General features: G+C 40.1%; 12 protein-coding genes and 1 tRNA gene. 6 read left to right on the top strand and 7 right to left on the bottom strand.

Annotated elements, in window-relative coordinates; genetic code table 11:
- The first annotated feature begins 10 nt into the window (after positions 1–10).
- The 5 genes from O0V13_RS11500 (at position 11) to O0V13_RS11480 (ending at position 5,794) form a co-directional block, all read left to right on the top strand.
- The gene (locus O0V13_RS11500) at positions 11–1,258 is read left to right on the top strand and encodes a 3-deoxy-D-manno-octulosonic acid transferase (protein ID WP_268035103.1); all 1,248 of its coding nucleotides are present in this window, start codon (positions 11–13) and stop codon (positions 1,256–1,258) included.
- Positions 1,248–2,171 (top strand): ribosome small subunit-dependent GTPase A, encoded by a 924-nt coding sequence (rsgA, locus tag O0V13_RS11495; protein WP_268035102.1) that lies wholly within the window; start codon positions 1,248–1,250, stop codon positions 2,169–2,171. The genes O0V13_RS11500 and rsgA overlap by 11 nt, the downstream gene beginning before the upstream one ends.
- Positions 2,172–2,226: 55 nt before the next feature.
- Entirely contained in the window at positions 2,227–2,718 is a 492-nt protein-coding gene (locus O0V13_RS11490; protein ID WP_268035101.1) for a phosphoribosyltransferase family protein, read from the top strand.
- A 4-nt stretch (positions 2,719–2,722) separates the two neighbouring features.
- The gene (gene panB, locus O0V13_RS11485) at positions 2,723–3,544 is read left to right on the top strand and encodes a 3-methyl-2-oxobutanoate hydroxymethyltransferase (protein ID WP_268035100.1); all 822 of its coding nucleotides are present in this window, start codon (positions 2,723–2,725) and stop codon (positions 3,542–3,544) included.
- A 135-nt stretch (positions 3,545–3,679) separates the two neighbouring features.
- Complete coding sequence (locus tag O0V13_RS11480; RefSeq protein WP_268035099.1) at positions 3,680–5,794, top strand: IPT/TIG domain-containing protein; 2,115 nt, start codon at positions 3,680–3,682, stop codon at positions 5,792–5,794.
- 58 nt (positions 5,795–5,852) lie between these two features.
- On the opposite strand, the gene O0V13_RS11475 is transcribed toward O0V13_RS11480, so the two are convergent.
- From O0V13_RS11475 to O0V13_RS11450, 6 genes are all read right to left on the bottom strand, one after another.
- On the bottom strand, positions 5,853–7,061 hold the full coding sequence (locus tag O0V13_RS11475; RefSeq protein WP_268035098.1) for a glycoside hydrolase family 57 protein: 1,209 nt from the start codon (positions 7,059–7,061) through the stop codon (positions 5,853–5,855).
- Complete coding sequence (locus O0V13_RS11470) at positions 7,058–8,347, bottom strand: glycosyltransferase family 4 protein (protein WP_073570947.1); 1,290 nt, start codon at positions 8,345–8,347, stop codon at positions 7,058–7,060. The genes O0V13_RS11475 and O0V13_RS11470 overlap by 4 nt, the downstream gene beginning before the upstream one ends.
- Before the next feature lie 9 nt (positions 8,348–8,356).
- Positions 8,357–10,273: an amylo-alpha-1,6-glucosidase gene (locus tag O0V13_RS11465; protein ID WP_268035097.1), complete on the bottom strand. Its 1,917-nt coding sequence runs from the start codon at positions 10,271–10,273 to the stop codon at positions 8,357–8,359.
- A gap of 109 nt (positions 10,274–10,382) precedes the next feature.
- Entirely contained in the window at positions 10,383–10,523 is a 141-nt protein-coding gene (locus O0V13_RS11460) for a hypothetical protein (RefSeq protein ID WP_268035096.1), read from the bottom strand.
- A gap of 91 nt (positions 10,524–10,614) precedes the next feature.
- Positions 10,615–10,690: transfer RNA gene (locus tag O0V13_RS11455), tRNA-His, on the bottom strand.
- Positions 10,691–10,771: 81 nt separating this feature from the next.
- Positions 10,772–12,112, bottom strand: coding sequence for a dihydroorotase (locus tag O0V13_RS11450; protein WP_268035205.1), 1,341 nt, complete (start codon positions 12,110–12,112; stop codon positions 10,772–10,774).
- Positions 12,113–12,147: 35 nt separating this feature from the next.
- Here O0V13_RS11450 and O0V13_RS11445 point away from each other — a divergent pair, with 35 nt between their 5' ends.
- The gene (locus O0V13_RS11445; protein WP_268035095.1) at positions 12,148–13,497 is read left to right on the top strand and encodes a DEAD/DEAH box helicase; all 1,350 of its coding nucleotides are present in this window, start codon (positions 12,148–12,150) and stop codon (positions 13,495–13,497) included.
- A gap of 94 nt (positions 13,498–13,591) precedes the next feature.
- Here the strand turns inward: O0V13_RS11445 and O0V13_RS11440 are convergent, their stop codons facing one another.
- Positions 13,592–15,088, bottom strand: a complete 1,497-nt coding sequence (locus O0V13_RS11440; RefSeq protein WP_268035094.1) for a M28 family metallopeptidase — start codon at positions 15,086–15,088, stop codon at positions 13,592–13,594.
- Positions 15,089–15,198: the final 110 nt, after the last annotated feature.

Here is a 15,198-nt window from a genome sequence, read left to right as displayed (position 1 = left end):
ATTTTGGAGCATGAAGTGGATCTACAGTTTGGGAACAGTTCTTTTTGAGACCTTATTACCTATACTTTCTTTTCTATCCCCAAAGCTCAAGACATTTCGGCAAGGAAGAGAATTTCTTTTCCAGAACCTCGCGCAATTTCGGAAAAATTATCCGGGAAAACTTATTTGGTTTCATGTTGCTTCACTTGGAGAATATGAACAAGCCAAGCCGGTAATTGCATCTTTGAAAGAAAAAATGCCTGATTCCTTGGTTCTTGTGAGTTTTTTTAGTCCATCAGGATACATTCCTGCTTCTAAAAAAAAGCAGGAAAAAGTGGATTATATTTCTTACCTGCCCATTGATACTGCTGCAAACGCGAGACGTTTTCTTGATTTAGTGAATCCCAGCTTGGTCTTTTTTGTTAAATATGATCTTTGGTATCACTTTCTTTCAGAAACCAAATCAAAGGGAATTCCTCTCTATTTGATAGCAGCAGCTTTTCGGCCAGAGCAACCTTATTTCAAAAGAAAAGGGTTCTTTAGAAATATGATTTTCTATTTCAATCATATCTTCACCTCCAACCAACAAAGCATCGATCTTTTAAGTGGAATTGGATATTCAAATCATTCATTGGCTGGGGATACTCGTTTTGATCGAGTGAGTCAAAATGCTTTGGCACCCAAATCGTTTCCAGAAATCGAAAGTTGGAAGGGGAATTCGGATGTGATTGTATTAGGATCTATTTGGGAGGAAGATATGGAACTTTTGATTCCCTTGATTCAATCCAAACAAGAGTATAAATGGATCATTGCTCCTCATGATATCCGGTCTCCACATATGAATTCATGGGCATCTGCTATTCCTCAGAAAAGCTTGTTTTATTCCAAATGGGATCAATCTGAGAAATCGCAAGTGCTTTTTATAGATAATATTGGGATGCTGAGTTCACTTTATCAATATGCTAAAGTTTCCTATGTGGGCGGAGCGTTTGGAGAAGGACTTCATAATATTTTGGAGCCTTTGGGATTCCAAGTTCCTGTGTTTTTTGGCAAGGTGAAAAGGATAAGCAAATTTCCAGAGTCCGAAGAGGCTATTCAAAGAGGCTGTGGTTTTTCAGTACAAGATAAGGAAGAGCTATCTCGAGAATTTGATCTTTTGGAAAGACCAGAAAACCATCAAAAAGCAGTCGAAGCAGCCAAAAATTGGGTAGATTCACAAGTTGGAGCTGCAAATCGAATCACAGATTTAGTAATCAAATCATCTTTAAATGAAAGGTAGAGTCATCAAGTCTACAGGAAGTTGGTATACCGTTTTGGCGGAAGATCGATTTATCCAAACCCGATTGAAGGGGAAGTTTAAACAAGGTGATTTGAAATTGACCAATCCAATCTCAGTCGGAGATTGGGTGGAAATAGAGATGGAGCCTGGACAGGAAACAGCGATCATCCGCACTATTCTGCCTCGAGAAAACTACGTCATCCGTAAGTCCACCAGAAAGCAGCATTTTTCACACATCATAGCCAGTAATTTGGATCAGGCCATTTTGGTAGTGACAATGAAAAACCCAAGAACTTCATTGGGTTTCATAGATCGGTTTTTGGTGAGCACGGAGAGTTTTAGGATCCCTGCCATCCTTATCGTCAATAAAGTGGACCTAATGGATGGAGAGGATGAAGAAGATTGGTTGCAGGATATAAGAGATATCTATAAGCCTTTAGGATATGAGGTTTTGGAGGTTTCCGCCATGCATGATGAGGGAGTTAGGGATAAAATCTTACCATTTATTCAAGGGAAGTCAAGTTTGATCTCAGGACATTCGGGGGTTGGAAAGTCCACTTTGTTGAATCGTTTGGTTCCTGAGGCTAGGCAGGAAACCAATGAGGTTTCTGGTTACAGCAGTAAAGGGGTCCATACTACCACATTTGCTGAGATGTTTTTCTTGAAAGAAGGAGGTGATTTGATTGATACTCCAGGGATCAAAGAGTTTGGGATCTTGGATGTGGAGGATACTGAGCTTTCTCACTATTTTCCAGAAATGAGGGCCTACCTTGGAGAATGCAAATACAACAACTGCAAACATATCAATGAACCTGGCTGCGTGATCATTCAAAAAGTGGAGGAAGGATACATTCATCCTTACCGATATCAGAGTTATATCAATATCCTCAGTGAAGAAGATTCACACCGATAGGAATTGATTTTGAAAGCAGGCCATTTTGGCCTAATTTTCACATTTGAAAAATACTATGAGCGAAGTACTCAATCATGAACAAATCCGGAAGAAAATCACCCGGATGGCCTACGAAATTTATGAGAGGAATATCCATTCTTCTGGTGTAATCCTAGCAGGAATCACTGGAATGGGGACGACCTTGTCACAATTGCTTTCAGCGGAATTAAAGGCGATTTCTACCTTACCTTTGGAAGAGGTGGAAATAAAATTGGACAAAAGTCAAGTAAGCACCTCCACTGTGGAGCTTTCCCATCCAGTTGATTTGACTGGGAAAACTTTGATTCTAGTCGATGATGTGCTGAATACAGGAAGAACCGTGGTTTTTGCGATGAAGCCATTTTTGAAATCTGACATTGGAAAGATGGAATTGGCTGTATTGGTGAATAGAGCACATGGTCTTTTTCCAATTCGTCCCGATTATACCGGTTATGAGCTTTCTACCACTCTCAATGAGCATATTAAAGTAGATTTCTCTGGAGATAATTTTTCAGTCCACCTTCATTAAGATCATGTCAGTACATTCTTCAGCTTCAATCAAGCGAATTACAACTCATATTCTTCAGGAAATGAAGCAGCGTGGAGAGAAGATTTCCATGTTGACTGCCTATGATTATTCCATGGCAAAAATTGTGGACGCAGCAGGTATAGATATTATTTTGGTGGGAGACTCGGCATCCAATGTGATGGCAGGTCATGAAACTACCCTTCCCATTACTTTGGACCAGATGATCTATCATGCTTCTTCAGTTGTTAGGGCAGTGAAAAGATCCTTTGTCGTAGTTGATATCCCGTTTGGAAGCTATCAGGGAAATAGTTCCGAAGCCTTGAGGTCTGCGATTCGTATTATGAAAGAATCAGGGGCTCATGCCGTGAAAGTTGAAGGCGGTGCGGAGATCAAGGAATCCGTTGTTCGTATCTTAAGCGCTGGAGTTCCTGTAATGGGACATTTGGGTTTGACCCCTCAGTCGATTTACAAATTTGGAACGTACACTGTAAGGGCAAAAGAGGATGCTGAAGCAGCAAAACTTTTGGAAGATGCAAAAATCTTGGAAGAGTGTGGATGTTTTGCGATAGTCTTGGAAAAAATCCCTGCAGCATTGGCCAAGAAAGTAGCAGAAACAGTTTCAATCCCAGTGATTGGTATCGGAGCGGGAGGAGATGTGGATGGTCAGGTACTTGTAATGCACGATATGTTAGGTATTACACAAGAATTTAAACCTAGATTTTTGAGACAATACGCCGATCTACAACAGGTGATGACAGATGCTTTTAAGAATTATATCCAAGATGTGAAAAGTCAGCATTTTCCTAACGATTCGGAGAGTTATTAATATCAAGGAGCTTAGCGCTCCTTTTTTTATGGTCTAGAAATAGGGCATTTATCGTATGGTGCATCCTTCCTCCCGAAGGTAGTTTTGAAGAAAAATTGAAGCATAAGCTTCATTCCTTTCTTTTAAACAAAACATATGAAAAAGAACCTTTTTATTCTATTTGCCTTTTTGACCTTGTTTTCTTGTCAGGAAGATTCTGATACACCTACTCCGGATGTTACATCTGAAAATAAGTTGACCGGTGATTTAAAAGGTCAAAGCCTTTCTGTTACAGGAAGCTCTGTTCAAGCAGTTTATTTCTTAGACGAAGGAGATGAATTTGGTGCTGCAGAAGTCACAGCCCAACTTCCAAATTCGGAGCGTTTGACTTTTTTTGTGGATGAGCTCAAGGATGGAACAATTACCTTAATCCAATCCTTCCCTGCTGTAATGGGAGTGAACTCATCTGGTCTCCGATCCAATTCTGAAAGTGCTAGAGTCCAAGCATTGCCTCCCTCATTTGTAAAGTTTCTTTCAGGAACCAATAGCTTTTTTGCCATTTCTGGAAAGCTTGTTATCAAAATTGATGGCAACAAATTGTCATTGGATTGGGATATTACTTTCAAGGATAAGGATGGGAATACTTTTACATCCAAAGGAGCATTTGAGGTTCAAGATTTCAAAAAAGTGACAAAACCCAAATCCCAAATCAGCAATCCAACAACTGATTTAACTATTGCAAGTCTGACTCCTTCCTACGGGAAAGCCGGGATTGAGGTGAGCATTAAGGGAACTGGTTTCAGTGCATTGAAAGATGAAAATACAATCAAATTGAATGATCTATTAGTGGAGGCAACGAGTGCTTCTCCTACAGAAATCAAATTGTCGATTCCGGAGAATGGAGAACATGGGAAATTCTCGGTGTCAGTTTTAGGTGAATCAGTGGAAACAGAGATGTTTTATTATGAGCCAATCATTTCGAGTATTTCTACTGATCTGGCTAAAGTTGGTGACGAAGTTTCAATCATTGGGAAGCACTTTGACACTGATAAATCACTTTTGGAAGTTAAAATGGGAGAAAAAGTTTTGGTGATTAATTCTGCCTCTTTGACGAGTTTGAAAGTTGTAGTTCCTGAAGGCGCTGTTACAGGAAATGTTACAGTAGCTAGAAAAGGTAAAGACGCTGTAGAAGGACCAGAACTTCAAATCGAAGAAAAACAAGAAACATTGGGACTTCCAGTTGAGGAGATTTTTGAAGTGATTGATGGAGATATCAGCTTTGAGGAAGTTTTGTCAAATGCCAATGAATTTGGAGCAATTTGGAATATTCAAATTGACGCAGAAAAGAATGTTTTGTATGCAGTGACTGCATCTTCTTTGTTGTCAATTGATCTTACTACTAATTCTGTCACCAAACTTGCAGGTACCGAAAGTGAGATTTATAAAAATGATTTGAATGTTTATAATTCTTTGACCTTACCGCTTGCACTTTATCCAAAAGGGAATACACTTTTTGGGATCAAAAGTGGTGTATTTATGATAGGGGGAGTTCAAAATGGCTTTAAGTTGAACCTTTCATCTAACAGTGTTGAAATGTTTGGAGACCATAAAATCACCAATGGAGCCGATCCGTATGGTTTATTTGTCGGAGACAACGAGAGAATCTACATGCCTGAATTTGTTTCTCCAGGTCCAGGTTATGTTTTTGCGAGCTATGATAAAAACTTTTTGAACAGAAAGGTTCTACAAGAAGATGCAGGCAACTTCGTGTTTTTGCTGGCGATGTCCGGAAACAAATACCGCTATGTGTCAAAGCGATCCATAGGTGATACTAAGTACTTTGATGGAGATGGAGAAAGCGTTGGAGATTTTATTAGTTGGAAAGATCAACTTCTCTCTATAAGAGCTGACGGGGCTTCGTTCACCAGATTGATCGGTATGGATTACAGAAATTCAAATATTTATGCAATGGCAGCTGCTTCTCTAGACAATGCAAACATTGGTGTTACCAGTTATCCAAAGTTGAATTATACTTTAGGAAAACAAATGAATGCAAGCGGGAATTTTCAAAAATTGGGTGAGTTCTCAATTATTCAGACTTTCCAATTCGCAGGAAATACTTATTACATCAGGTCAGGGGAAAGTGCGATGAAGACTTTTGTTGTGGATAAAAGTGGAGATGCTTATATACTTCTTCAAACACCAATTAACCCATCTACAGGTGAGGAAGTTTCTCCAGGATCTGGAGGGATTTATAAAGTGAAATTATAATTGATTTTGGATCCAAAACAAAAAGGGCCTGTTTTCCAAAAAAAAACAGGCCCTTTTTTTATGCAATTACGGGTTCTTTTAATTTTTCTTTTACCCTTAGGACAAAATCACTGAGCACATTCATATAATTGATAAATGCATCATATGGCGTGTCATAAGGGCTGAAATAGGAGTGGATATCCCCATCGGAGAAGAACTTGGTACACATATAGTAGAAGTGATCGGATGTCTGTAGATAATTCCAGTCTCTCAACAAATCCTGATCGTTGGTCTTTTTAACCATGTTTTCCAAATCATAGAGTCTGTCAAATGCTTCATCCTGCAAATCGTTTCCAAGCCAAGCAGTCAAATCTCTTTCTTCATCTGCCCAAGAAATTGGGGTAGGGACGTGAATCGGACTAATAGCTGAAACTTGGTCAATGATCTCTGAAGGAGTGGCAAAACCAAAATCAGTTTTGTTAAATACTGCCCTAGGCAATGCTTTCATGAATTCAAAAATCCCTGTCTCGGCCCATTGATGCTCACCAAAAGTTTCATAATCCATAAATAGGTTTAATACCTGCTCACTTTTTGGAATGGCGTTGATCCAATTGATGAATTTATCTGTAGTCAATGGATAATCTTCCCAGGTTTTATTGCTGAATCGAAATGCAATATCATCTGACAGCCTAAAGTTTTTCAATAGAACTTTCAAGTCTGGTTTGATAGAATTATGGTAGACATAATTAGGGCTTTTCCATCCCAAAACGTGCTTGGCACCTTCAGTCAATATCCCTTTATAACCCATGTCTGCGACCATTGCTCCAATCTGATCTGAATAAATCAATTCTGTATTTCTGAAAACTTTTGGAGTATAGCCATCAAACAGTGCCTGGATTTTTTCTCGATGTTGATCCACCATTGAGGAAAACTCATCTTTGCTTTTTAAGGCAGCGAGAGCATGTCCGTAAGTTTCGCTTAAGAGTTCCACTTGGCCAGTTTTCACCAATCTCTGGAAGCTTTCTAAAACATCTGGTGCGTAAGCCTCCAATTGATCCATAAAGGTGCCTGAGAAGGAGAAAGTAACTTTGAACTGACCGGGGTATTGGTGGATCAGATCCAAAAGTAGTGAATTCATTGGGAGGTAACACTTCTGTGCGATTTTTCTAATGACACTTCTGTTTAGAAAGTCATCCCAATAGTAATGATCGTCACCAATATCAAAAAAACGATAAGGTTTTAAGCGGTATGGTTGATGAACCTGAAAATAAAAACAAATGCTTCTCATGGTCGTGCGGATATAGTTTTTTCGTAAACAGTGACCAGTTTAGCAGCCACATGTTCCCATTTTAATTTTTTTAATTCTTGGCTTCCCATCTCTTTGAACATGCGGGAAATTCCATTGTAGTGGAGTAAGGCAAAAATTGAATCTGCCATTGAGTCAATGTCCCAAAAGTCTATTTTGATGGCATTGACCAAAACCTCTGCAACTCCAGATTGCTTGGAGATTATCACTGGAGTATTGTGTCTTACGGCCTCCAGTGGTGAGATTCCAAAAGGTTCAGAAACTGAGGGCATCACATAGACATCCGAAATTGCATACATATGATCCACATCATCGCCTTTCAAAAAGCCTGTAAAATGGAATTTGGATGCTATTCGCAATTCTGCTACCCGGTCAATCATTCGATTTAGCAAGTCACCCGATCCAGCCATTACAAAACGAACATTTGGATCTCTGTCCAATACTTTTTTCGCAGCTTCCACAAAATATTCAGGTCCCTTTTGGAAAGTGATTCTCCCTAAGAAGGTCACAATTTTCTCAGGTACTTTCTTGTCATATTTAGACTTAATGATGCTGGCATCCAATACTGCATTGTGCAGTACGCTGACTTTTTCTTCAGGGATTCCGTATTTGGTGACAATCGTGTTTTTAGTCAGTTGACTTACCGCAAGAACATGATCGGCTGCTTCCATGCCTGCACGCTCAATATCATAAACTGGCTGGTTGACCGATTTTCCTGACCTGTCAAATTCTGTGGCATGTACATGGGCAACTAAAGGCTTTCCGGAAATTTCTTTCGCAGCAATTCCAGCTGGAAAAGAGAGCCAGTCATGTGCATGAATAATGTCAAAATCATCCCTGTCTCTCGCAATTTGGGCGCCTGTCAATGCATATCTGCTAACCTCTTCCATGAGATTTTTTCCATATTTTCCGCTGAATTGGTACTTAGGGGAAAATATGCTATCATCTACATCAGCTCGGTCATGAATCGCGTAATCAGTAAATTTTTTATACTCCTCTGGTCCTAAATAAGGGACCAAAAAACTGCTTACTTCTAAATAAGTGAGGTTTTTCCAAATCTTTTTAAATTTCCTCTCCTTGTAATCTATTGCAACGTCGCTGGCATTGACAAACCTAGCCAAAGGTTCTTCGTCTCCCCAAAGTTTGGGTACCACAAAAATGATGTCTTGGTTGTGGTGGGCAAGTCCTTTGACCAAGCCATAACAAGCTGTGCCTAAACCTCCCGAAATATGTGGAGGGAATTCCCATCCGAACATTAATACTCTCATAAAAATTAATTATAAACTTTTGACCAATTCCATCATTCTAAGCAATTCAGCGACACTCCATGCTTGAGAAATAGCTCCTTTGGGACGGTGAGGAGGATCTCCGTCATATATTTCCGCAACTGTTCCTACACCGTATTGTGTAATCACGTCATCAAAACCTTTTAAGATTTTCTTAAGGAAGTTTTTTGCAGACTTTCCATGCAGCTTGATGTAGCCTTCCATAAAATGGCCTAATGGCCAAACCCAAACGGTTCCGTTATGATATGCTTGATCTCTACTGATCTGATCTCCAAAATAATATCCTTTGTAAGCAGGGTCTTCTGGGGTTAGTGTTCTTAATCCACGAGTAGTTAATAACGTGGATTTAGCAGTTTCTAAAATCTGGTCATTCTGACTTTCACTAAGCATCGTATAGGGTAGCGATGTAGCGAAAACCATATTTGGACGAATAGCCCAATCTTTAAACTCACCATTAATATAGTCAGCTAAATATCCTTTTTCCTCATCCCAAAATTCTTTTTCAAAACTTTCATTGACTTTTGCTGCCAATTCGATGGAAGATTCATCTCCGCTTAGCTCATGGTAGAAGCATAATGCATTGTACCAAAGAGCTTGAATCTCGACAGGACATCCAGTTCTAGGGGTCACTGGGCCATCAGGTGTAACTGCATCCATCCAAGTAAGTGCTAGGCCGTCATTTCCGCCATAGATCAATCCATTGTCAAGCATGTGGATGTTGAAATCTGTTCCAGCCTTATAGCCTTCAATGATTCCTTTGAGCTTGTCAAGATATCTAGATTTGACTGTTTGGATATCTCCGGTAAATTGGATGTATTGCTGAAGTGACCAGAAGAACCAAAGTGGTGCATCGATTGAATTCATGTTGGTGAAGGTTCCACTGCCGACATTTGGAAAAAGTGGGCCAGTTAGATCCTTTGCCATGGTGTCCATGATCTCAAGGAATGTTTCATTGTCACCCATAGGAAGTGTTAAGCCGGGAGCCGCAATAAACGTGTCTCTTCCCCACCATCCAAACCAAGGATAACCCGCGATAATTCTCGTGTCACCGTTTCTTCTTCGGATAAATTGAGAAGCAGAATTCTTTAAACAGTTTTCAAAATTACTTCTAGGGATTCGTCGTGCGATTTCTTTGGAAAATGCTCTCTCACGAGTTTTAGGATCGGCATCAGTTAGTCCAGCTGAGAAAATCACCGATTCTCCTTTCTTGATGTCAAATTCAAAATATCCCGGTACAAAAAGGTCTTCCTGATATTCATATCCTCTTTCTCTTTCTAGAATATACTCTATGTTGTTGTACCAGTTGGGGTCTGAAACAAAAGTGTTTGCTTTCGAAAGCTGAAGGTAAAGTGGATCATAAATAGGGTAAAGCTGAAACTTAGCTCCACAAGGAACAACTTCGAAATCTTTATTGATGTCTGAATTTTCCTTGCAAAGGGTATGGTATCCTCTAAAAGCTAAGAATGGAGAGATACGGATCTTTGTAGGAGAGTGAGCTTCCAATAAAGTATAGCGAATCATCACCCGGTCTCTATTTGTGTCCAGGATTAATTCCTTTTGCAAAAGGACTCCGCCGACGCGATAAGTTAATTTTGGGATGGGTTCAGAATCGTAATCTTCCAAATATTTGTGTCCTCGAGGAGAGTAATTTCCAGGAAATTTACTTATTCCAAGATTGAATTTGGATCCGTGCTGGATAACCGTCTCGTGAACAGTTGATAAAAATACGTGATTTTGTGAATCAATCTGAGGTTGAGGGGCTACCAGTAGTCCATGGTACTTTCTGGTGTTACAACCGATAATTGTAGTGCTGGTGTACGTTCCAGAGCGATTTGTCCGAATTGTTTCCCTGTCCAGAGAGTAATTCAGATTAATCAATTGTGTTTTATCGAAATGGATATAACTCATAGGGCCTAATTTGTAGCCCATTAAAATAGAATTTTGTATCCATAGTTAAAACGAAATACTAAAAAATAAAGGTTATGTTTCCATAACCTTTATCTAAACTCCTTAATATTTAGGAATTAAGATTCTCTTTTTGCATCTCTTCAAAATTTCTAAGAGATTCTTCAAATTTTACCATGTAGTTTTTAACCACGTGCATATCCACTGGTTGGACTACAGGGAATTTTGGCGATGATTTGAATAAAGTAAACATCTCAAGTTGGTTTAGTTTGACCTAGAATTGTCAAATGTTGTGCCAATGGCACCCCGTATAAAGCAAAAACCCCTCGTTTCGGAGGGGTTTTGGGTGAAAGACCGGGTTCGAACCGGCGACCTCTGGTGCCACAAACCAGCGCTCTAACCAGCTGAGCTACAATCACCATTTTATTTCTCTTGAGAACTCCTTTCTCAATCGGTTGGCAAAGGTAAAAAGTTTGATTTATCCGAACAAGAGCTAAGCGTTTATTTTGTGATAAAATTTAATCTTTCTCCTTTTTTACTCTCATCAAACTGTCCATTTTCAAATACCACATGTCCAGAAACGATCGTATGGCTCACTTTTGACTGGAATGTATGGCCTTCAAATGGAGACCAGCCGCATTTTGCCAAGATGTTTTCTTTGCTTACTGTCCATGGATCATTCAGGTCCACCAATACTAAATCTGCATGATATCCCTCACGGATGTATCCGCGCTCCTCGATTCTAAATAGCTTGGCGACATTGTGGCTCATTTTCTCGACAATCTTCTCCAGGCTGATTTTTCCTTGGTGATAAAAATCCAACATGGCAACAAGGCTATGCTGGATCAAAGGTCCGCCAGAAGGGGCCTTAGTATAGACTTGATCCTTTTCTTCCAATGTATGCGGCGCATGGTCTGTTGCAATCACATCGATTTTATCAGAAAGAACTCCGTTGAAGATTCCATCTCTATCCTTTTCAGTTTTCACAGCGGGGTTCCATTTAATTAAGGTTCCTTTTGTGTCATAATCCTTTTCAGAGAACCACATGTGGTGGATGCAAGCTTCTGCAGTCACATTTTTCTCTTCCAAAGGAATCGTGTTGTCGAAAAGCTCTAGCTCTTTGGCAGTGCTGATGTGGAGGATATGCAAGCGAGTGCCATATTTCTTTGCCATGGCAACTGCTCGGCTCGAAGCATCATAGCATGCCTCTTCAGATCTGATCTTTGGATGATATTTGACAGGAATGTCATCTCCATAGATTTCTTTGAAAGACTCCAGATTTGCCTTGATAATATTGTCATTTTCAGAATGGATCGCAATAAGCATTTTACATTCTTTGAATATCCCTTCCAAAACTTCCAGGTTATCTACCAGCATGTTTCCTGTAGAGGAACCTTGGAATACTTTGATGCCACAAACATTTTTAGGATCTACTTTGAGGATTTCTTTAAGATTGTCATTAGTTGCACCAAAGAAGAAGCTATAATTGGCTAAAGAAACCTCCTTTGCCCTTGCGTATTTTTCTTCCAAAAGCGGGATAGTCACTGCCTGAGGAACTGTATTTGGCATTTCCATAAAGGAAGTTGTACCGCCAGCCACACCAGCCTTTGCTTCAGTATAGATTTCACCTTTGTGAGTTAGTCCAGGTTCTCTGAAATGTACTTGATCATCGATCACGCCAGGGAGTAGGTATTTTCCCTCAGCGTTGATTGTTTTATCAGCAGCTGTTCCTGCTAGATTTTCTCCAATTTTGGCAATCCTTCCATCCTCTACTAAAACATCTCCACGAAAGATCCGCCCCTCATTGACTATATTTGCACCGGTGATCAGAATACTTTTCATCATTTCTCTTAAAATTTCTCCAAAAATAAGGAATCATGACCAATGAGGCAGTAGGATTTGAGGCTTTTAAACTCAATAAGCAATTACTCAATGCTATTGAGGAGGCTGGCTATACTAGTCCGACAGTAATTCAGGAAAAATCTATTCCATTGGCATTGGCCGGTCATGATGTGCTTGGTATCGCTCAGACAGGGACTGGAAAGACTGCAGCTTATGTGCTTCCATTGCTAATGAAGACCAAATATGCTCAAGGTAAACTTCCAAGGGCTTTGGTTTTGGCGCCAACTAGAGAGTTGGTGATGCAGATCGAAAAGGTTTGTAGCGATTTGGGAAAATATACAGATTTAAGAGTAGTATGTCTTTATGGGGGAGTTGGTCCCAAGACTCAGATAGAACAAATCGAAGAGGGAGTTGATATAATTATTGCCACTCCAGGTCGATTTATGGATCTCTACAAAAAAGGAGTGATCCTGACCAAGGAGCTTAAAACAATGGTTTTGGATGAGGCTGACAAAATGATGGATATGGGTTTTATGCCTCAAATCCGTGCAATTTTGGAAGTGATTCCTGTCAAAAGGCAAAACTTATTGTTCTCAGCCACTTTCGCGCCTCGAGTAGAAGGATTGGCTGCGGAATTCTTGGAATTCCCTGAACGAGTTGAGGTGACTCCATCTGCAACTACAGCAGAAACCATTGCTCAGGTAAAATATTTCGTTCCTAATATTCGAACGAAACTGAATTTGTTGGAACATTTACTTCTATTGGAGGATGTGACGAGAGCGATCATTTTTACCCGAAGTAGAAAGAATGCAGAGGAGGTTTACCAGTTTTTGTCTAGAACAAAGTTCGGAGAGGCCCGTGTGATTCATGCCAATAAAGGGCAAAACACCCGAATCAATTCCATGGATGATTTCAAAGCGGGTGATGTCCGGCTTTTGGTCGCAACAGATGTGGCCTCCAGGGGCTTGGACGTGTCTATGGTTTCTCATGTGATCAATTTTGATGTGCCCTTGATCTATGAGGATTATGTGCATAGAATCGGTAGAACTGGACGTGCTGCAAACGAAGGAAAAGCGGTAACCTTTATCAATCCTGCAGAAGCCTGGCATTTTGAAAAGATTGAAGCATTAATCCGTATGGAGGTGCCTGAAATGCAGATTCCTCTGCCGGTGTTCATTACCGAGACACCATTTGCAGAAAAGCAGATCTATGCAAGAGAATTGGATAAGTTGAAGCAGAAAGAAAATCCGGATTACAAAGGTGCATTCCATGACAAGAAAGCCAAGCCTAAAAAGAATATCGGAAAAGGTGAAAAGGTCAAAGCGAGAAAATCCGGCAGCAAAAAGAACCGGAATCAGCTGAAGACTAAGAATAGGAAGAAGTGAAAAAGGCTAGCTCATTGAATTGAGCTAGCCTTTTTTATGATAAAATCATCGGACTTCCAACTTCCTTTACTTTCAAGCAAAGGAATTCATGAAATTATCTGTCTGTTCTGGTATTTGTCCCGTCAACGCGAGTTCTGTTTTCTCTGTTTGCCAAGTCCCAAGCTGTGTGGAAAATCAGCTGAGCTCTTTTCGTCATCAAAGGGAATTCGATTTTGTCCACTGTGTCAGTCACCTGATGATAATCGTCATGAACACCGTTGAAGAAGAAGATCACAGGAATGTCAAATTTAGCGAAGTTATAGTGGTCAGATCTGTAGTAGAATCTGTTTGGATCATCTTCAGCATCATATCTGTAATCCAAGATCAAATCAGTGTAAGTAATGTTGTTGTATTCATTGATTTTTTTCAAATCAGTGGATAGCATCTCAGAACCGATCACATACACGTAATCTTTGTTTTCAGCATCTTGGTATTCGTAATCGATACGACCAACCATGTCGATGTTGATATTGTTTACTGTATTTGCGATTGGGAAGATTGGGTTTTCAGAGTAATACTGAGATCCCAAAAGACCTTTTTCTTCACCAGTTACATTCAAGAAAAGGATAGATCTTCTAGGTCTGATTCCATCTTTTGCAGCAGTGCCGAAAGCCTGAGCGATTTCCATTACAGAAACAGTTCCAGAACCATCATCATCTGCTCCGTTGAATACTTCGCCGGTGGAGCTAACACCCACGTGATCATAATGAGAAGAGATAACCAAAACTTCGTCTTTCTTGTCAGTTCCTTCCAAGAAACCCAATACGTTGTAAGCCTCAACTGGAGTTTTGGATTTTTCTACTTGGTAGCTAGCTTTCTGAGATTTGATTGACTCAGGATTGGATTTAGCTGCCTCTTTCAATTCTTCTACAGAAGTGCCGAAAAGCTCTCCCATTTTGTCAGAGCTAACCATAAAGATTGGTCTTTGATCGGTAGGCTTGTCAAAACCGATTCTTCCTTTTCCAGCCAAAGTTTTGTATCTGTTAGCAATACGATCAAAGTTAGCCTGACCTTCCATGCTGACAATAACAATACCAGCGGCTCCGGCATCCATGACAGTGTTGATCAAGTTGTTGCTTCTTTCTCCTACAGCCCAGATGCCTACTAGTTTGTCTTTAACATCCACTTTTGCCAAGTTTTCATCAGTGACTAGACCTAAGAAAACTAGATCTGTTTTGGCGCTTTTTTTCATGTCTCCATCACCGATGAATACATAGTCTTCATTTGAAACCAATTTGTTCTTTCCGATTTTCAAATTGACTTCTTCAAACTTGGTGCTCACCAATGGAACTGCTTGGAAATAACTTCCATCAACAGGTCCAGTGAATCCAAGCTCCTTGTAGAAATCTGCCAAATAGTTGGCTGCAATAAGACCCTCAGGTGACCCGGTATCTCTTCCTTTCATCTCATCAGAGGCAAGGAACGTCAAATACTCCTCTAGATCTCCCGCAGTGATCGTATTAGCATACTTTACCTGCACCGGGTTTTGTGCAAATGAGCCGATTGTTAGGCCCAAAGCAAGTGCTCCCGTCAAAGCAAAACGTTTTTTCATAGCTATTTTTTTGAATTAGGCCCCTAAGCTATACAAAATTTTAACCTTGGCATATGTCGATTACAAGAAAGGAAAAAGGAAGGGCTGAATTTCTACTGGTTAAGAGAAGA

It is taken from the genome of Algoriphagus sp. PAP.12 (assembly GCF_026652115.1).
Taxonomy (GTDB): Bacteria; Bacteroidota; Bacteroidia; order Cytophagales; family Cyclobacteriaceae; genus Algoriphagus.
Note: the sequence above shows the minus strand (reverse complement) of the source record. Positions and strands in the feature narration are given on the sequence as shown.